The sequence below is a fragment of the Mannheimia haemolytica genome (genome assembly GCF_004342115.1).
Taxonomy (GTDB): Bacteria; Pseudomonadota; Gammaproteobacteria; order Enterobacterales; family Pasteurellaceae; genus Mannheimia; species Mannheimia haemolytica.
Genome location: NZ_SMAC01000005.1, coordinates 1 through 18,709 on the forward strand (window position 1 = coordinate 1; position 18,709 = coordinate 18,709).

Genomic DNA, 18,709 nt, shown 5'->3' on the forward strand with positions numbered 1-18,709 from the left:
TTATCTCCTGCTACATCGCAAATAGTGCTTTCTCTTAATTTAATATTTTAAAGACGTGCGATTTGTTCAAATACCTGTGGGGATTGTTCCACTAAGCTCATTTGCGGATAGCTACCGATTCTATTTTTTGTGCTTCGCTTGCCTGTTTTGGGGCTGATATAGCTATAAATCCATACTTTCGCTTTTTTCTGTGCAAGAATAAATAGCCCGTTACTGTCTGCGATAGGCTTCGCATTTGGGGAATATTTAAGATTTTTTAGTAATGTGTCTGAAAGTGTTTTTTTAGTTGCAGTCATTTCTTCTAATCCTTGATATATAAGGGTTTATCGAAGTTTATGATCCCTAAATTTTCCCGTTTTCAAAATAGGGATCATTTTAGGGATCATAAACGCTAAGATACAATGCAACTAAAGAAGACAATAAGAGACTATAAAATAATCTAAGTTCTTGATTTTATAGTAAATTTGAGACAATGAAAGACAATATGCAACGCTTAAATGGTCCCCCCAGCCGGACTTGAACCAGCGACCAAGCGATTATGAGTCGCCTGCTCTAACCACTGAGCTATGGGGGGATTTGAAAAGTGGTTGGAATTATAGAGAAAAACCGAGTAGTCGTCTAGAGGCAGAAGATTACTCGGTTAATTATTGAACGAGAGAAAATAGGGTTATTCTGTTCGCCAAATTAAGGTTGCCATTCGCCCGGTTTGTTTGTCTCGGCGGTAGGAAAAAAACAGTTCTGGTTGGCTGTAGGTGCAATATTCACCGCCTGAAATGGCGGTAATGCCTAATTTATTCAGACGTTGGGTGGCAATTTGGTAAAGATTTCCTAAAAATTTACCGCTTGTAGTGCTGTCTTCAATAAAGGCTTCTTTCGCTCTTGGGTCAAAAGCACAGAATTGGTCTGCCACTTCACTCCCGACTTGAAAAGCATTCGGTCCGATAGCCGGCCCTAGCCAAGCTGATATTTCGTGTGGCGGGCAGTTGAATTTCTCTACCGTCGCCTCTAATATGCCATCGCATAACCCACGCCAGCCGGCGTGTGCCGCCGCAATTTCCGACCCGTCTTGGCTGGCAAATAATACCGGCAAACAATCTGCAGTCATCACTAAGCAGACTTGGTTTGGTTGATTGGTGTAAATCGCATCGGCTTTAATATTATCACCTGAATAGGGAAGTTCAATCACTCGGGTGCTGTGAGTTTGGGTTAAAAACAGCGGAGCTTGTGGTAATTGAAATTTCTCAACCAATAAAGCACGATTTTGAGCGATATCTTGTGGCTCGTCATTAACGTGATCACCTAAGTTGAAACTGTCAAAAGGCGGTTTGCTTACTCCGCCTGTTCTTAAGGTCGTCAGTGCGTGAATATGTTTAGGCACATTCCAATTTGGAATAATTTTATCCATTTGCAAAAAATCTCAAGAAAATGACCGCTTGTTATCGGCGTACTGCAATCGCTTCGATCTCAATGCCAACATCTTTTGGTAAACGAGCCACTTCTACGCAAGAACGAGCCGGAAAATTAGGGTGTTCGTTTTCTTGGAAGAAGGCTTGGTATTCCGCATTTACCTTTGCGAAGTCGTTAAGATCTTTGACAAATACGGTGGTCTTTACAATATCGGCAACGGTTAAGCCGGCTTGTTCGATAATGGCTTTCACGTTGTTCAGAGATTGGCGGGTTTGTTGCACAATATCACTCGGGATTTCGCCGGTTTCAGGATTCACGGGAATTTGCCCAGAAGTTAAAACCATATTGCCTAAATCAACTGCTTGCACATAAGGCCCAATCGCTGCCGGTGCATTTTCTGTGTGGATAACTGTCATCTTGTGTTCCTCTTAATGAAAAATAAACGGATTAATGATAATATCTTTTCTTATTATTTGGAATAAAGAGAAGTGAATTAATGAGCATTAATGTTTCTGAAATCGTGTTACATCAATTACAAAAAACAGAGGGCGAGAACCCGGAGCTTAATACGTTTTTGCGAGAAAATTTATTGGCAATTTCCCCTGAAGTCGATCAAATGATGTTGCAATTACATCAAGCCTATCAAAGTAAAGCAAAGGCTTACGGTATATTTAAACCGGAGTCGGTTTTCGCTCAACAGCTCAACCGCTTGTTGGAGCAAGAAACCGATTTTTTACCTTTTAGCCATAGCTGTGCCAAAATGCTTGCAGCAGAGCTGATTAAATATCCGTTTGCCGATGGTGGCACTTTTATTTTGTGTCGTTACACTTTTTTAGCTACCGAATATTTGTTTATTGCGTTGATTGATAGCCGTAATTCAATGCTGGTTGATGAGCAGTTAGAGATTAAACGCACGCAATATCTCGAAATTGCACAATATGATATTGCCTGCCGCATTAATTTAACTGAACTGAAACTTGACGCAACGTCAAATCGCTATTTAACTTTTGTGAAAGGCAGAGTAGGGCGTAAAATTGCCGATTTCTTTATGGATTTTTTAAGTGCGGAAGAAGGGTTTAATCCACAATTGCAAAATCAAACCTTGTTGCAAGCGGTGAGCGATTATTGTGAGCAAGGGGAGTTATCTGCCCCTCAAACTCGAGAAGTGAAAAAGCAGGTGTTTGAATATTGTAAAGGGCAGATAAATAGTGGAGAGGAAATTGCGTTAAATGAGCTTTCCAACGCATTGCCAACACTGAATGAAATCGATTTTGCCCAATTTACGCAAGAGCAAGAATACGGCTTGGAAGAGAATATTCCGCCTATGCGAAATGCCCTTAAAACCCTGACGAAATTTTCCGGTTCGGGCAAAGGAGTAACGATTAGCTTTAACGCAGAATTATTAGGAGAGCGTTTAATTTGGGATGAACTAAACGACACACTGACAATCAAAGGATTACCGGCAAATCTGCGTGACCAGCTGGAACGTAACAAATAATGGAAAATTTTTATCAGTTTAGGTATTATCTCGTTATCTGAATTTTGGATTATCAAAAGGTCAATTATGAAAATGAAATCTCTTTTAGCTGCAATGTTGCTTGCACTGGGTGTAACGGCTTGTTCAACCGTTGAGAAAGTGGTGTACCGTATTGATGTACCGCAAGGCAATTACTTAGAACAAGATAAAATTGCTCAACTTAAAGTCGGTATGACAGCGGAACAAGTTGAATATTTGCTTGGTACACCAATGTTAAAGAACATTTTTGAAACCCACCGTTGGGATTATGTGTTTATTAAACGTGAAGGTTATAAAGATCCTGAACAACGCAATCTGTTTATTTATTTTGATGCTAAAGGGTTAGTATCAAAAATTGATGACAGCAATGCGAATGCAGAACAAAAATAGGACGATTTGCTGGTTCGAAAAGCCCACTTTTAAAAGTGGGCTTATTTTTTTGAATAAAAAATAAGCATTTAAACTTAATTTTTCTTATTTTAATGATAAATTTTTCTAATCTATCTTTTCAAAGCTAAAATTGCTTGCTAGACTTCGCTCATCTTAAATACACAACATCATCAATTTATTCAGGAGTATAATATGAGCGATTTAAACGCCCTTTTCCAAAAAATCAAACAACGTGATCCGAACCAAGCCCCTTTCCATCAAGCGGTTGAAGAAGTGTTCGGTAGCCTTGCCCCTTTCTTAGCTAAAAATCCGAAATATACCCAGCAAGGTTTATTAGGGCGTATTGTTGAGCCTGAGCGTGTAATTAGCTTCCGTGTCACTTGGGTTGATGATAAAGGTCAAGTGCAAGTAAACCGTGGTTACCGTGTACAAATGAACTCAGCAATCGGTCCATACAAAGGCGGTATTCGTTTCCACCCAACCGTTGATTTAGGCGTATTAAAATTCTTAGCCTTTGAGCAAGTATTCAAAAATGCGTTAACGACATTGCCAATGGGCGGTGGTAAAGGTGGTTCAGACTTTGACCCGAAAGGCAAATCTGATGCCGAAGTAATGCGTTTCTGCCAAGCGTTTATGAGCGAATTATATCGCCACATTGGTGCTGATACTGACGTTCCTGCAGGCGATATCGGCGTGGGAGGTCGTGAAATCGGCTATATGTTCGGTCAATACAAAAAATTACGCAATGAATTTACTTCAGTATTAACCGGTAAATCGCTGACTTGGGGTGGTAGCTTAATTCGTCCGGAAGCAACTGGTTATGGTGCGGTGTATTTTGCAGAGTCTATGTTAGCGACTAAAGGTCAGCAGATCGAAGGAAAATCAGTGGTAATTTCCGGTTCGGGTAACGTGGCACAATATGCAGCTGAAAAAGTGATTCAAAAAGGCGGTAAAGTATTAACGGTTTCAGATTCTAACGGTTATGTCTTATTCCCTGAATCCGGTATGACAGAGGCACAATTACAAGCATTATTAGAGTTGAAAAACGAACGCCGTGAACGCTTATCTGTGTATGCAACAGAACAAGGCTTAAAATACTTTGACGGTCAAAAACCGTGGGGTGTGAAATGTGACATCGCTTTACCTTGTGCAACCCAAAACGAATTAGATACCGAAGATGCTAAAGAATTAGTGAAAAACGGCTGTATTTGTGTGGCAGAAGGTGCAAATATGCCAACCACATTAGGTGGTGTTGAAGTCTTTATCGGTGCGAAAATCCTTTATGCTCCGGGTAAAGCGGCTAACGCAGGTGGTGTGGCAACCTCAGGTTTAGAAATGAGCCAAAATGCAATTCGTCTATCTTGGAGTCGTGAAGAAGTAGATCAGCGTTTATTCAACATTATGAAAGCAATTCACGAAAACTGCGTAGAAAATGGTACTGAAGCAGATGGTTTCGTAAACTATGTAAACGGTGCGAATATTGCTGGTTTCAAAAAAGTGGCAAATGCGATGTTAGAACAGGGTATTGTTTAATTTATTATCCCTATTATTCAAGAACTGCCTCGATATATCGAGGCAGTTTTTTTATTTTAGGTTGTAGCTAGAGACAAGCTAAATTGAAATCGTATTTCATTTGCCAATTATGGTAAAATCTATGCCAATCTCAGTTTTAGCAGTATGTGAAAGGGCAGTATATGATCATTACGATGAAAGATATCGCAAAGGAAGCAAATGTTTCGTTAGGAACAGTATCGAATGTATTAAACGGAAAAAGTAATGTTAGCTTAGCTAAAATAGAAAAAGTACAAGCTGCCGTTGAAAAGTTGGGTTATCGTAAAAATATTCAAGCCTCTACGTTAAAAAGTGGCACAAGTAATAAAATTGCTATTATATTGCCCAATATTACAGAGCTGAAATATGCCTGTTTATATGAAAATCTTGATTTAATTTGTACGCAAAATGATTTATCTCTCATTCTTTATTTAACGCATAATCGAGAAGATAGAGAAAAACAAATTATTCAAAATATAAAGCAAGATAACTATTTGCGTATTATTTTAGATAGTTGCCTAAATAATGCAGACTATTATTACGATGAAGTAAAAGACCAAGATAAATTTATTTTTGTTTATCGTTACCTTAAAAATGCAAAACATTTTATTGGTTTTGATTATCTTCCTGTGATTGGTGATCTTATAAAGCATATGAAAGCTCATCATCTAGAAAATATTGCCTTCATTAAAGATAATAATTGTGATTGGGGTGGAACAGTATGCGATTATTTGGCAAGTTATAGTCAAAAAAATAATATTAAAATATTGTTTTTCACCCAAAAGGAATCCATTCATAAATTATCGTTTGAATTGGCTCAAAGCATTCATCGGTTTGATGGCATTATTGTGCCTTCATTTAATTCTGCTAAAATCTTATATAGTTCATTTTGTTTATCAAATAAGATACCACCTAAAATATACACCTGCTATAAAAATAGCTTTAATAATGATGACCGATTTTTTCAATATAGATTAGATTACGATTTTATTTCTAATCAGATCTTATCTATTCTTCGAGAAGACAATGCTATCATAAAAGAGCATCACTTTGGGTTTCCAAATATTATAGAAAGCTCAAATAATACACTACCTCATCAAGAAATTAATTTACTTGCAGTCCAGACACCATCAACAGAATCTCTTAGAAAATTATTACCTTATTTTGAAATGCTTACCGGGATTCAAGTCAATATTGATACATACTCATTTGAGCAAATTCCTGCGGTGCTGGAAAATGATCAAGTAGAGAAAAAATATGATCTGGTGCGAATTGATATGGAAAGTCTGCCTTATTTTGCGGAAAAATATTTCTTACCCCTTAATAGTATAGGAAGAGAACACCTAGAATTATGTTTTTCCGCAAGTATTATTGAACGCTTTTGTCTGTTTCAAGATAAACTCTATGCTATTCCGTTTGACCCAAGCATACAGATGTTATTCTATCGAGACGATATTTTTAATGATGTTAAAGTAAAAAGATTGTTTTATGAAAAAAACAAAAAAGAATTATCTTTGCCAAATAATTTCGAGCAATTTAACCAACTGTCTGATTTCTTTAAAAATCATTTGCCTGAAGAGTTCGGCGTAAAATATGGCTCTGCGTTAATTGTCAATGATGAGGGAACATTAGCCTCTGAATTTTTAATGCGTTATTATGCGTTATCAGATTCTATTTTTATGGAAAATGTACTGAAGTTAGAAATGCAGTCGGCTAAAAAAGCGTTAAAACAACTTAAAGCCTTTTATCAGTCAGCGAAATTATTGGAGCAAGGCTGGTGGAAAGATGCGGTTGAATTGTTTAATTTAGGCGAAATTCCAATGCTTATTGTGTATATGAACCATTTCTTACCATTATCACATAAAGGGTTAATGTTGCCACTTGGCGTTTCTACATTACCGAATAATCGAGCATTAATGGGGGGCGGCTCATTAGCCATAATGAAACAAACACAGAAAATAGCAGCCTGTGAAACATTTTTTAATTGGTTTTTAGACAATACCACCCAAGAACAATATGTTCAGTTAGGGGGCAGTTCAGCTAAAAGAGATATTGTAGAAAATCAGAATATAACTAAGTATTTGCCTTGGTTACCTTTAGCATTAAAAGGCGATTTCAGCGGTGTAAGAGAGAATAGTAATAGTCGTCAAGAAGCGATTAATTTAAGACAAGCTGAAAATATTATAGGTGGTGTTGTTAATGTGTATTTAACCACTGATATGAATGAAGTTGAGGTGGTGAACTTGATTAATGCAAGGTTAAGCCAGCTATGAATAAAACAGCTTGCTATTAGGTCGCCTTTTCATTTTTAAATAGCGTTAAAAATAAAATACCGGCAACCAATGCAATCGCACTTGGATATAACCAAAATTCTGACCATTGCTCAGCAATGAGAGGCAGTTGATGCTGCGTGATAACATTATTATAGATAATGCCGATAATATAAGAGGCAACCAACACTCCAATATCGTTAGAAAGCATGAAGCGTAAACTTTGTGCTTGCGTTCGAATATGATCATTTGCCTTGTATTAATATAGACATCGCCTGTGGCAAAGAAGAATGTCCAACATACTCCTTGTAATGCCAAGCTTATAACGATGTAAGTTAGCGGTGTTGTAGCAGTTGCGGCAATCGACAGTAAATAAGTGCGAATAAACCAAGCAATAATGCCCATCCCCATTACCCATTTAAAGCCAAATTTCTTGATACTTAAGCTAAGCAATAGCATAAAAATAACTTCTGATATAACTGCTATTTGCATCATATTGGCGGCATTGAGCTGAAAGTCTTGCAGATAAACCGAAATATAAGCACTATAAGAGGTTTTAGTCAGCATTAATAACATCGTTACCGCCATAAAAATGGTAAAGAACTTATCTCGGAATAGAATAAATGCGTCTAGACATAATAAGGTTTTCCAGTTTATTACGCTATGACGGGCAGCCGGCGGTGTATTCGGTAAGGTGAAACAATATAAGCCACATATCAACGATGAGAATGCTGCTATTTCAAAAACGATCACTTGGTCAAAAATATTGAAATAGCCCATAATAAGTCCGGCAGTAATAAAGCCAATATTGCCAAAAATACGAATGAATGGAAAATTTCTACTGTCAGATAAATGCTGAAATGTAATGCTATTAGAAAGTGCGGTTGTGGGGTAATAGAGCAATCCCACTATAAAAATCAGCATAAAGAATTGAGAATATTCATTATGTAATATAGTTGAGGGAATTTGATACAAAATCACACTGTTCAGTAGGTGTAGAATAGCGATAGTTTTCTGTGCTGCCAAAAATCTATCGGCGATCATTCCAATAAATAGCGGTGAAATAAGGGTTGCAAGTCCAAGTAAAGCATAGGTAGAACCAATGCTGTTTTTCATTCCATAATCTGCTAATACCGCCCCAATGGTCATATTCCACGCCCCTTGGGTGAAGTATTGCAGAAACATCATAATTAAAAGTCTTGAAACATTGAACATATCAACCGTATTTTCTAAAGGAGGAATATATTTAGTGGCTAAAATTGTTATCTAAATATATTCCGTGTTGAAAAATTAATTTTCTTTTTGCTTATAGTGAACATCGCTCAAAGAGGCTAAACGCTGTGCAGCTTGCTCAGGTGTGAGGTCTCTTTGGGTTTCGGCTAACATTTCATAACCTACCATAAATTTACGCACTGTCGCAGAGCGGAGCAGTGGCGGATAGAATGTAGCGTGCAGTTGCCAATGTTCAATATCTCGTCCATCTTTAAAGAATGGAGCAAAATGCCACCCCATAGAATAAGGGAAAGAGCATTCAAATAAGTTATCATAACGAGTCGTGAGTAATTTAATCGCATAAGTTAAATCCTGTTTTTCTGACTCGGTAAGTTCATTCATTCTTTTAATATGGCGTTTTTTCGGCATTAGCATTGTTTCAAACGACCACGTAGCCCAATAGGGTACAACTGCGATCCAATGTTCTGTTTCGATCACCGTTCTTTGACCATCATTCATCTCAAGCTGAGCATAATCTAGCAAAAGATTTGAGCCATTTTTCTGATAATAGCGAACTAAATTTTTATCTTTTTTCTCAATTTCGTTAGGTAAAAAAGAATTTGCCCAAATTTGCCCGTGTGGGTGAGGCTGGGAACAGCCCATCATTGCCCCTTTATTTTCAAATACTTGCACCCATACATAATCTTTGCTTAATTCTTCAAGCTGCTCATTCCAAGTATCAACAATGCCTTTAATTGCGGTAATAGGTAATTCAGGCAAGGTTTTGCTGTGATCAGGCGAAAAGCAGATGACTCTCGCCAGCCCTTGAACACCTTGAATCTTAAGGAGTGGGTGAGATGTTTCCGGCGAGTTGGGCGAATCCGGCATTAAGGCGGCAAAATCATTGCTGAATACAAAGGTGCCTTTATAGTCCGGATTTTGCTCCCCTGAAACTCGGTTGTTATTCGGGCATAAAAAACAAGTGGGATCATAACTCGGTAATTCATCAGTCGGTGCTTTATCCACCTGCCCGCTCCAAGGGCGTTTGGCTCGGTGTGGAGAGACTAAAATCCACTCATCTTTCAACGGATTATAACGGCGATGAGGGTGTTCATTAATATCGAATTGCATAAACATATCCTGATTATAATAGACGGAACAGACCGCTTGCCTAAACAAGCGGTCATTTTTCATTGAAAATTTGCAATTAATCTACTTTTGCGACTTTTAATCCTAATTCTTTTGCTTTTTGAATACTACGGATTTTACGTTCTTCAACAAGAGCAACAAGGAATAAAAGTACCACGGCAATCACGCAAGAGATGTTAAAGACGATGAATACATCACGCCAACCGTGTAAATTATGTCCGAATACGGTTAAACCTTCACGTTTTGGATCTGCAATTAACGCTAAACCGACTTTTGCGGTGGAATCGCCAAATAAGTAACCAAATGTACCTGCCATACCGTTTGCAACGCTTACCCCTCTTTTCGGTGCTAAGTTAATAATTGAAAGTGGGATTAAGGTTAAAGTACCGAAGATCATCGCACCTAAGGCAAATAATGCGATATTTACAGCCATTACACTTGTGCCGTCTCGGTAGAAATCGATCACAAAGAACACAATCGCTAGGCAGACTGTACCTACTGCGGCAGTACGACCTTTGAAGAAGTCGGCTAATGTTCCCCAGAATAAGCTACCGATGAATGCTCCGGCTTCAAACCATAAGATAGTGTTTACTGCATCGAAATCATTGAAGTGTAAGGTTTCACGAACGTAGAGTGGTGCCCAGTTATCAATCCCGATTCGTAAAATATAACCGAAAACATTTGCCACACAAAGCACCCAAACCCAAGGGTTAGACAACAGGTATTTTTTAAAGATTTCCCATTTTGTCATTGTTTCGGCTGCCGCATTTTCTTCTTCGATTGGCTCTTCAAAGATTTCTTCACTGCGATTCCAGCCTAACTCTTCCGGGTCATCTTTACCCCAATACAAGCCAACAATACCAATGATAAGTGCGATCACCGCAGGGAAAATAAACATACCTGCAATGTTACCGGCAAAGAAAGTATTGGCTCCCCATAGGGCTAAACCACCGGCAATAGCACCACCGATATTATGCGAGCTATTCCGTAAACCCATTGCGGTTGCACGTCTTGTTCTTGGTACCCAACGATAAATTGTGCTATAGGAAGCAGGGCCTCCGGCAGATTGGAACACCCCGTTCAATCCCCATAACACAATGAATACACCTACAACCGAACCAAAGGCACTTAAGATAAAACCCATTAGCATAACAGCAATAGATGATCCAATTAATAAGGCAGAAATAATGCGTTTGGTATTTTTGCCGTCAATAAAGTAGCCTAACGCTGTTTTACCAATCCCATATACAATCGAGAAAGCCAAGCCGATATAGCCCAACTCAAGAGTGGACATACCATATTGTTCTTTTAAGAAAGGTTGTGCAGCTTTAAAGTTATTGCGAATTAAATACATCGCCATATAAGCTAAGAATACCACCATAAAGGCTTTCAAGAACTGACGTAGCCATAGCTTACGTTGTTGTGCTGTGGTCAAACCTATTGGTGGGATTTTTTTAATATCAAAGAAGCCAGCCATATAAACTCCAAATTATCGGTTAAAGATTAATGTTCGGTAAATACTTCACAACCTTGTACATTTTTCAAGGTTAAGCAAGAATTACGCAATTCAATAAAACGGGTTAATTCTATAGAAAAGTCGGATTGGAATACGTTTGCTCCAGAGCCTAGATAACTTTTCCATAAGGAATAATCAAATCTTTCGGCAGCCCCATCGGCATCATTGAGTGTATTGATCCAAAGACGCACTTTGTGCTTATCAGCTAATGCCACTAATTCAGGGGTTACATCAGACATAAAAGTATGCATAATTTTGAAATCGTCCCCCCACATTTTTTGGAATTTGTGGAAGTCTGCAATCGGATCGCCATCTTTGGTAATCGGGGTATTAATTGGCAGAGGAATTACTCCGGTTTTATCTGTAACTTGTTTTAAAAGCTCAGCATTGCTGTTGTAAGCCAGTAAATTATCATTGCCGAATTCCTTAATTAACGCAGACAGTTTCTCTACATCAATTTCTTTCAAATCCAAATCAAGAAATACTCTGCCTTTTGCAGCGGCAAGCACTTCTTTTAGGGTTGGCACTTGATGAATTTGCCCATCAAAACCGTCTGTCAATTTTAATTGTTTTACCTGCTCTAACGTGAGCTTAGAAAGCAAAACCTGACCGGCATATTGACCGTCTTTCTCTTTATATTGTGGAAAGACCTCTTCTACGTTAGTGGTTCTATCCAGCGTTTCATCGTGTAATAAAACGTAGTGACCATCAGCGGTTAAACGAGGATCGATTTCAATGATGCCTACGCCCCGATTAATCGCTAAATTAATGGCAGCTAGAGAGTTCTCTGGGAAAATACGGCTTTCTACACCGGCTTGCGCTCGGTGGGTGACGGTAATTTGAGAGAAAGGGTATTGTTGGAAATTATCCAAAATCTTCTGTGTTGCGGAGTCCGCAAAACTAGATAGTGAGAATAAAGATAGTAGCAAGGTGGTTGCTACTGTTTTGATTACTTTCATAGTAACTCCTTAATATAGTTTGGCGACCATCTCAAAATAATTGAAACGTTTCATTTTTAATCTTAAAATTTAAAATGAAACGTTTCAATTAGAGAAGGTGGATTTTGTGACTGAGATCACAAATTTAAACATTGGTCTGTATTTTTGAGAGATTTTGTTTGAAACTGCCGGCAAATTCGCTTAACCTTAAGGCAACAAGAATAAGTGTTGTACCTAGCAACCTAACACATAAATTTGCTTTCCGAGTGGCCCCAAGAATTGGGGCTTTTTTTATGCTTGATGAGTCGTTTTGAGAGTAAAAAAAATACCAGCATATTTGCTGGTATTTGAATGAAGAGAGTTAGATTAGAACGCTACGCTTTCTTTTAAGCTGACAGTTAAGTTAAATACAAGGTTGTCTGCCGAACCATCTTTGCTGTCTAAGCAGTAGTAACCTTCACGCTCGAATTGGTAGCCTTGTTCCGGTTTGGCGTGAGCTAAACTTGACTCAACAAAACCATGCTTAACCACTAATGATTCAGGATTTAGCACCGCATTGATGTCTTCTTCCGCCCCCGGGTTTGGTACTGTAAATAGGCGGTCGTAAATGCGGAACTCTGCCGGTTTGTTATCTTCAGCAGATACCCAATGAATCACGCCTTTTACTTTGCGACCATCAGCCGGATTTTTGCCCAATGTATCCGGGTCGTATGTGCAAAAAATAGTTGAAATTCGACCGCTTGCATCTTTTTCCACACGCTCAGCTTTAATCACATAGGCATTGCGTAAACGAACTTCTTTGCCTAAGACTAAACGTTTATATTGCTTATTGGCTTCTTCACGGAAGTCGGCTTCATCAATATAAATCTCACGGGTGAACGGTAAATCACGCTCGCCAAGCTCTGGACGATTTGGGTGATTAGGGGCTTTTAATATTTCCTTTTCACCGAAGTTTTCAATCACCACTCGAACCGGGTTAATCACCGCCATCGCGCGTGGTGCGTTTTCATTTAAGTCTTCACGAATGCACGCTTCAAGGGCAGAGTATTCCACCACGTTATCTTGCTTGGTTACCCCAATACGGCGACAAAATTCACGTAAAGACGCTGGGGTATAACCACGGCGACGTAAGCCGGAAATGGTTGGCATACGAGGGTCATTCCAACCATCAACAATGCCGTCTGTGACTAATTTTAATAATTTACGCTTAGAGGTTAAAGTACCTTCTAAATTTAAACGTGAAAATTCGTATTGGTGCGGTAACGGTCTTTCAATCGAAATATTGTCCAGCACCCAATCATATAAGCGGCGGTTATCTTGGAACTCTAGCGTACATAGCGAGTGAGTGATTCGCTCAATCGCATCGGAAATGCAGTGGGTAAAATCGTACATCGGGTAGATGCACCATTTATCACCGGTTTGATGATGGTGAGCAAATTTCACACGGTAAAGCACCGGATCTCGCATCACAATAAACGGGGACGCCATATCAATTTTTGCTCTCAAGCAGGCTTTCCCTTCCGCAAACTCTCCGTTTTTCATTTTTTCGAATAACGCTAAGTTTTCTTCCACGCTACGATCACGGTAAGGGCTGTTTTTGCCCGGCTCGGTTAAAGTACCACGGTATTCACGCATTTCATCAGGCGATAATTCATCAACATAGGCTAATCCTTTGTTGATTAACTCAATCGCATAGCCATAAAGCTGGTCAAAATAGTCTGAGGCATAACGAGGCTCACCCTCCCATTTAAAACCTAGCCACTCCACATCTTGCTTAATTGAATCTACATATTCCACGTCTTCTTTAACCGGGTTGGTATCATCAAAACGCAAGTTACATAAACCGTTATAATCTTGAGCGATACCAAAATTTAAACAGATAGATTTAGCGTGTCCGATATGCAAATAACCGTTTGGTTCAGGTGGAAAACGAGTGTAAACATTGTTGTGCTTTCCGCTTGCTAAATCTTCATCAATAATATGGGTAATAAAATTGGCTCGAGTGCCAGTTTCTGCCGTTAAAATTTCTTCGCTCATAGTTCTCTCTAAATGTATCAATAAAAATAACGGATTATTCTACACTTAATTGAAACAGACTTAAAGACTAAAGCAAAATTCCTCGGTTTCCTCCAAAGAATTTTGCTGTTTTAGTAAGATGCAATGGAATTGCAAATTTTTAGCTAAATTTAACCGCTTGTTATTGCCTGATTTCACGGCTTTCGCTGATCATAAAATTCGCAATCCGTTTGGCAATCCGCCATTTACCCTCTTGTTTAACATAGGTATCGGCATAACGCACGCTGTGATCGTGCAAGATCTCTTTGCCCTCTTTGGTTTCTACCAGTTTCACCGCACAATAGTTGATCGCTGTGGCGTTATTTTCATCAATAAAAGTCACGGTATGCTGACCGTTTAAATGATAAACGCTGTGAAACGGGGTTAAAAAGGTGGTAAACACCTGTTCGATTTCTGCCACGCCGTGCATTTCAAACACCAATTTTCCGCCGATGTAGGTGTTTACGACGGCATCTTGCGTGAAAAGCGGCATCTGCTCGGCAACCTTTTTTTCATCGGCAAGGTTAGAGAATGTATCTACTAAATCTTTTAGTGCTAAACGATCTTGGATTTGTTGTAAGTTCATTGTGTTTTCCTTCTGATTTTTGCAAATTTTCTTTGGTTTTTCACCGCTTGTTAGGCTGCAATACCAACACTTTCACGGATTTCGCTGTTTTCACGCAAAATGCGAGCCACAAAATCGGCAATGGATTTGCGGGAAACGCTGTGTCCTTTGAACGGTTCGCCTTTGTGAGTCAGCTGATATTGCACTTCCGAACCGTTGGTAAACCAGCCCGGGCGGACAACGGTATAATCCAACTCGCTGGCTTCAATCACGGCTGCCGATTGGCGGTAAGGCTCTAAAATTGCCCCGTGATCTTCGCCGGTTTCGCCATAAATCCCCATTGAGCTAATCCAAACCAAGCGTTTTACCTGAGCTTCATTCATTGCGTTCACCACATTTCCCGCCATCGCTTTTAAGTCGCCGGCAAGTCCAGCGTAAACGGCATCAACGCCTTGCATTGCTTGGGTTAATGCGTGGAAATCCAACACATCGCCTTGCACAATTTTGACGCGTTCAGTTTCAAATTTCGCTACTGATTGCGGACGACGGGCAAAAAGGGTTAATTGCACATTATTGTCTTTTAGCAGTTCAGGAATCACGACATTCGCTAGGCTACCGCTTGCTCCTAAAATTAAGATCTGTTTCATTGCTGTTCTCCATTGAATGAAGTCAGTATAGCGGTGTAGATTGCATTTGATTAGTAGGGTAAAATCGCTTGAAGTAATGAGAAAAATTCATTAATAAGGTGGTTAAATGAAAGAAAACCTCAACGATTTAAGAGCTTTTTTGTTGGTAGCACAAACGAGCAGTTTTACCAAAGCAGCAGCACAGATGGGCGTGTCGCAGTCGGCGTTGTCGCACAGCATTCGGGGGATTGAAGAACGGTTGCAAATCAAGCTGTTTCATCGCACCACTCGTAGCATTTCAACCACCGAGGCAGGGGAGAGGCTGTATCAACGGCTGTTACCGCTGTTTGATGAAATCGACCAAGAAGTAAATGGGCTGAGTGAGTTTCGCAATGCGTTAAAAGGCGGGCTGAGAATTAACGGTAATGAACACGTTTTCCGTGATGTGCTGGCAGATAAATTCGCTGAGTTTGTCAAACGTTACCCTGAAGTAGCATTGGAGCTAGTGGCGGAAGATCGCTTTGTAGATATTGTCGCCGAGCGTTTTGATGCCGGTATTCGGCTTGGGGCAGATGTGGCGAAAGATATGATTGCACTACGCATTTCGCCCGATGTGAAAATGACCGCAGCTGCCAGCCCCAACTATTTGGCACAGCACGGCACGCCGAAAACGCCCTTTGATTTAACCGAACATCATTGTCTCAAACATCGTCTTGCGACATTGGGCGGCATTCTGGCGTGGGAATTTCGGGATCCCATCACCAAGAAAATCGTTAAATTTCAACCGCAGGGCAATCTTACTGCCAATAACGGCTTCTTGCTGCAACACTATGCCAAACAAGGTTTAGGCATTCTTTGGAGTCCGCAAGACAGCATTCAAACCGAGCTGGATAACGGCAGCCTCGTGCCGATTTTAACCGACTGGGCAATGCAGTATGAGGGCTATCATCTCTATTACCCCAACCGTCGCCAAAATTCGCCTTTGCTGAAAGCGTTAATTGATGTGCTGAGAGGATAGGTAAAAATGAGCGGTCGTTTTTAGCAAAAAATTGACCAAAAAACGACCACTTGTAGAGAAGCTAAATTATTTCACACGAGAAACATATTCGCCTGAACGGGTATCCACACGGATAACTTCACCGATTTGAACGAATAAAGGCACGTTTACCACAGCACCGGTGCTTAATGTTGCCGGTTTACCGCCTGTACCTGCAGTATCGCCTTTTAAGCCCGGGTCGGTTTCGACGATTTCTAACTCAACGAAGTTTGGTGGTGTGACTGCAATTGCTGAACCGTTCCATAAAGTCACGATACATTCTGCATTATCAACTAACCATTTTACGTTGTCGCCTAACGCTTTTTCATCTACCGAGATTTGTTCAAAGGTTTCAGGGTGCATAAAGTACCAGAAATCACCATCGCTGTAAGAGTAGTTGTAGTTAGAATCTACTACATCTGCTGCTTCAACCGAAGTGCCTGATTTGAAGTTGATCTCTAATACTTTGCCAGAGATTAATTTACGGATTTTAGTACGGGTAAATGCTTGACCTTTACCCGGTTTTACGAATTCGTTTTCAACAATTACACAAGGTTCGCCATCTTGAATAAATTTTAAACCTTTTTTAAAGTCGTTAGTGCTGTAGCTAGCCATTATTTCCTCAATTATTTAAAAAATAACAATAAATTAACAAATTTTGAACCCAACCCTATTGGGTTTGTCAAAAAGAGCCATATAATAACCTAAATTCACAAAATTAGCGAAAGATCTCTTGCGATTTTTGCTATAATTTTTCAAACTTTATTGATAAGGAATGCGAATGAAAAAACTGATTACTCTTTCTGCGATTTTAGCCGTTTCTGTTGCAACCGTGGCAGAGGCAAAACGTGGCGGTGGGAGCTTCCGTTCAGTTAGCCCGTCAAAAGCGGTAGCAACTAAGCCGGTAGCTTCTCAAAAATCAACCACAAATCAGCAAACGCAACAAAAAGATGCTACTTTTGCCAATACGCCAAACAGTGCAACTGCCCAGCCACAAGTGCGTCAAGGCAGCACGATGGCAAATGTAGCGATGGGGGCAGCAGCCGGTTATATTTTAGGTGATATGATGTCATCAAATGCACATGCAAATCAGCCTAGCCAGCCTGCGGATGCAAATGCACAAGCGGTCAATTCTGCACAAAATGTTGCAACTGGAGCAGTTCCTGCTATTGCAGAATTTAAGAGTATTGGCGGTCAAATCGATCCGTTTTTAGTAGAAAAAACCGATGGTTATCGCCGTTATTGTATTTCAGGCGTGCAATACCTAGTCGCTGCACAAGGTGTACAAACCTCACCAACTGTAATGGTTAATCCAAATGGCACGCCATTACAATGTAACTTAATTCCATAATTATTTTTATTTGCGGGCAGGCAAAAACCTGCCCCTTGTATCTACAATATTCAATGCAACCAATTCAAATCAAACCGCGTTGGCTAACCGAGTTGGCTCAAGCCTTTAATAACCCTATCGACTTATTACAATTTCTTGAACTCAATCCAAATGATTTTGAGGGCGATATAGCTGCCCGTAAATTATTTGCTCTTCGAGTGCCAAGAATGTTCGCCGAAAAAATGGAAAAGGGTAACCCAAACGATCCGCTTTTTTTGCAAGCAATGTCTTTACAGGCGGAATTTATTGAGGCAGAAGGGTTTGTGGTAGATCCATTGGAAGAGCAACAAAGCCCAGCACCGAATATTTTACATAAATACCATAACCGTTTGTTATTTATGCTAAAAAACAGTTGTGCGATTAACTGCCGCTACTGTTTTCGCCGTCATTTCCCTTATGAGGAAGTGAAAAGCGGTAAAGCTGTGTGGCAACAGGGACTAACTTATATTGCTGAGCATCCCGAGCTGGAGGAAGTGATTCTGTCCGGTGGTGATCCGCTGATGGCAAAAGATCAGGACTTAGATTGGATATTAACGCAATTAGAGCAGATTTCGCATATCAAAACCCTGCGTATTCATTCACGCTTGCCGGTCGTTATTCCCAATCGAATTACGACAGAATTATGTGAACGGTTATCAAAATCTCGCTTGAATGTCGTGTTGGTTACCCATATTAATCACGCCAATGAAATTGATGCTGTTTTTGCAAACAAAATGGCTCAACTGAAAAAAGCCGGCGTTGTATTGCTGAATCAATCGGTGATGTTAAAAGGTGTAAACGATAATGCTCAAACCTTAAAAAGGTTAAGTGATAAACTTTTTGAATATGGGATTTTGCCTTACTATTTGCATTTATTTGATAAAGTGGCAGGGGCGAGCCATTTCTATATTGAAGATGAACAGGCTGGTGAGATTTACCGAGAATTACAGCGTATCACTTCAGGCTATCTTGTGCCAAAGCTGGCAAGAGAAATAGCGAAAGAGCCAAATAAAATTTTGAAAGGTTAGCTTAAACAGAAATCAAGAAACAAAAGGCGAAAATGGTAAAATTTTCGCCTTTTTTAACCGCTTGTTGCAAGCGGTTAAATT

Annotated in this window: 17 protein-coding genes, 1 tRNA gene and 1 pseudogene; 7 read left to right on the forward strand and 12 right to left on the reverse strand. The window is 39.7% G+C overall.

Annotation, left to right across the window (positions count from 1 at the left end):
* Positions 1–47: 47 nt before the first annotated feature.
* The 4 genes from EDC41_RS02400 to EDC41_RS02415 all read right to left on the reverse strand — a co-directional run bounded on the left by EDC41_RS02400 (position 48) and on the right by EDC41_RS02415 (position 1,823).
* A complete protein-coding gene (locus tag EDC41_RS02400) occupies positions 48–296 on the reverse strand; it encodes an Arm DNA-binding domain-containing protein (protein ID WP_006250244.1) in 249 nt (82 codons plus the stop codon).
* Between the two features lie 202 nt (positions 297–498).
* A tRNA-Ile gene (locus EDC41_RS02405) sits at positions 499–574 on the reverse strand.
* A 93-nt stretch (positions 575–667) separates the two neighbouring features.
* Complete coding sequence (pgeF, locus tag EDC41_RS02410; protein ID WP_006250749.1) at positions 668–1,405, reverse strand: peptidoglycan editing factor PgeF; 738 nt, start codon at positions 1,403–1,405, stop codon at positions 668–670.
* A 31-nt stretch (positions 1,406–1,436) separates the two neighbouring features.
* Complete coding sequence (locus EDC41_RS02415; protein ID WP_006249039.1) at positions 1,437–1,823, reverse strand: RidA family protein; 387 nt, start codon at positions 1,821–1,823, stop codon at positions 1,437–1,439.
* An 80-nt stretch (positions 1,824–1,903) separates the two neighbouring features.
* On the opposite strand from EDC41_RS02415, the gene yejK reads away from it, so the two are divergent.
* The 4 genes from yejK to EDC41_RS02435 all read left to right on the forward strand — a co-directional run bounded on the left by yejK (position 1,904) and on the right by EDC41_RS02435 (position 7,137).
* Positions 1,904–2,905, forward strand: coding sequence for a nucleoid-associated protein YejK (yejK, locus tag EDC41_RS02420; protein WP_006249038.1), 1,002 nt, complete (start codon positions 1,904–1,906; stop codon positions 2,903–2,905).
* 66 nt (positions 2,906–2,971) lie between these two features.
* A complete protein-coding gene (gene bamE / locus EDC41_RS02425) occupies positions 2,972–3,313 on the forward strand; it encodes an outer membrane protein assembly factor BamE (RefSeq protein ID WP_006249037.1) in 342 nt (113 codons plus the stop codon).
* Between the two features lie 192 nt (positions 3,314–3,505).
* Entirely contained in the window at positions 3,506–4,846 is a 1,341-nt protein-coding gene (gdhA, locus tag EDC41_RS02430; protein ID WP_006250748.1) for an NADP-specific glutamate dehydrogenase, read from the forward strand.
* A gap of 161 nt (positions 4,847–5,007) precedes the next feature.
* Positions 5,008–7,137 carry an extracellular solute-binding protein gene (locus tag EDC41_RS02435; RefSeq protein WP_080551161.1) on the forward strand — a complete coding sequence of 710 codons (2,130 nt, stop codon included), beginning with the start codon at positions 5,008–5,010 and terminating at the stop codon, positions 7,135–7,137.
* Between the two features lie 16 nt (positions 7,138–7,153).
* Here EDC41_RS02435 and EDC41_RS02440 read toward each other — a convergent pair.
* The 7 genes and pseudogenes from EDC41_RS02440 to EDC41_RS02470 form a co-directional block, all read right to left on the reverse strand.
* Positions 7,154–8,349 (reverse strand): annotated as a pseudogene (locus EDC41_RS02440) (MFS transporter).
* Positions 8,350–8,424: 75 nt separating this feature from the next.
* On the reverse strand, positions 8,425–9,483 hold the full coding sequence (locus EDC41_RS02445; protein WP_032844412.1) for a UDP-glucose--hexose-1-phosphate uridylyltransferase: 1,059 nt from the start codon (positions 9,481–9,483) through the stop codon (positions 8,425–8,427).
* A gap of 70 nt (positions 9,484–9,553) precedes the next feature.
* Complete coding sequence (gene uhpT, locus EDC41_RS02450; RefSeq protein WP_006250743.1) at positions 9,554–10,972, reverse strand: hexose-6-phosphate:phosphate antiporter; 1,419 nt, start codon at positions 10,970–10,972, stop codon at positions 9,554–9,556.
* Between the two features lie 26 nt (positions 10,973–10,998).
* Positions 10,999–11,970 (reverse strand): glycerophosphodiester phosphodiesterase family protein, encoded by a 972-nt coding sequence (locus EDC41_RS02455; protein ID WP_006250742.1) that lies wholly within the window; start codon positions 11,968–11,970, stop codon positions 10,999–11,001.
* A 345-nt stretch (positions 11,971–12,315) separates the two neighbouring features.
* Positions 12,316–13,986 carry a glutamine--tRNA ligase gene (glnS, locus tag EDC41_RS02460; protein ID WP_006250741.1) on the reverse strand — a complete coding sequence of 557 codons (1,671 nt, stop codon included), beginning with the start codon at positions 13,984–13,986 and terminating at the stop codon, positions 12,316–12,318.
* 160 nt (positions 13,987–14,146) lie between these two features.
* A complete protein-coding gene (locus EDC41_RS02465; RefSeq protein WP_006250740.1) occupies positions 14,147–14,590 on the reverse strand; it encodes a nuclear transport factor 2 family protein in 444 nt (147 codons plus the stop codon).
* Between the two features lie 50 nt (positions 14,591–14,640).
* Entirely contained in the window at positions 14,641–15,216 is a 576-nt protein-coding gene (locus EDC41_RS02470; RefSeq protein WP_006250301.1) for an NAD(P)H-binding protein, read from the reverse strand.
* A 106-nt stretch (positions 15,217–15,322) separates the two neighbouring features.
* Between EDC41_RS02470 and EDC41_RS02475 the strand changes: the two genes are divergently transcribed.
* Positions 15,323–16,213, forward strand: coding sequence for a LysR family transcriptional regulator (locus tag EDC41_RS02475; RefSeq protein ID WP_006250739.1), 891 nt, complete (start codon positions 15,323–15,325; stop codon positions 16,211–16,213).
* A 66-nt stretch (positions 16,214–16,279) separates the two neighbouring features.
* Here the strand turns inward: EDC41_RS02475 and efp are convergent, their stop codons facing one another.
* Positions 16,280–16,846 carry an elongation factor P gene (gene efp / locus EDC41_RS02480; protein WP_006250738.1) on the reverse strand — a complete coding sequence of 189 codons (567 nt, stop codon included), beginning with the start codon at positions 16,844–16,846 and terminating at the stop codon, positions 16,280–16,282.
* Positions 16,847–17,012: 166 nt separating this feature from the next.
* Between efp and EDC41_RS02485 the strand changes: the two genes are divergently transcribed.
* Positions 17,013–17,582 (forward strand): hypothetical protein, encoded by a 570-nt coding sequence (locus EDC41_RS02485; protein ID WP_006250737.1) that lies wholly within the window; start codon positions 17,013–17,015, stop codon positions 17,580–17,582.
* A gap of 53 nt (positions 17,583–17,635) precedes the next feature.
* Positions 17,636–18,628 carry an EF-P beta-lysylation protein EpmB gene (gene epmB, locus EDC41_RS02490; protein ID WP_006250736.1) on the forward strand — a complete coding sequence of 331 codons (993 nt, stop codon included), beginning with the start codon at positions 17,636–17,638 and terminating at the stop codon, positions 18,626–18,628.
* The last annotated feature ends 81 nt before the right edge of the window (positions 18,629–18,709 follow it).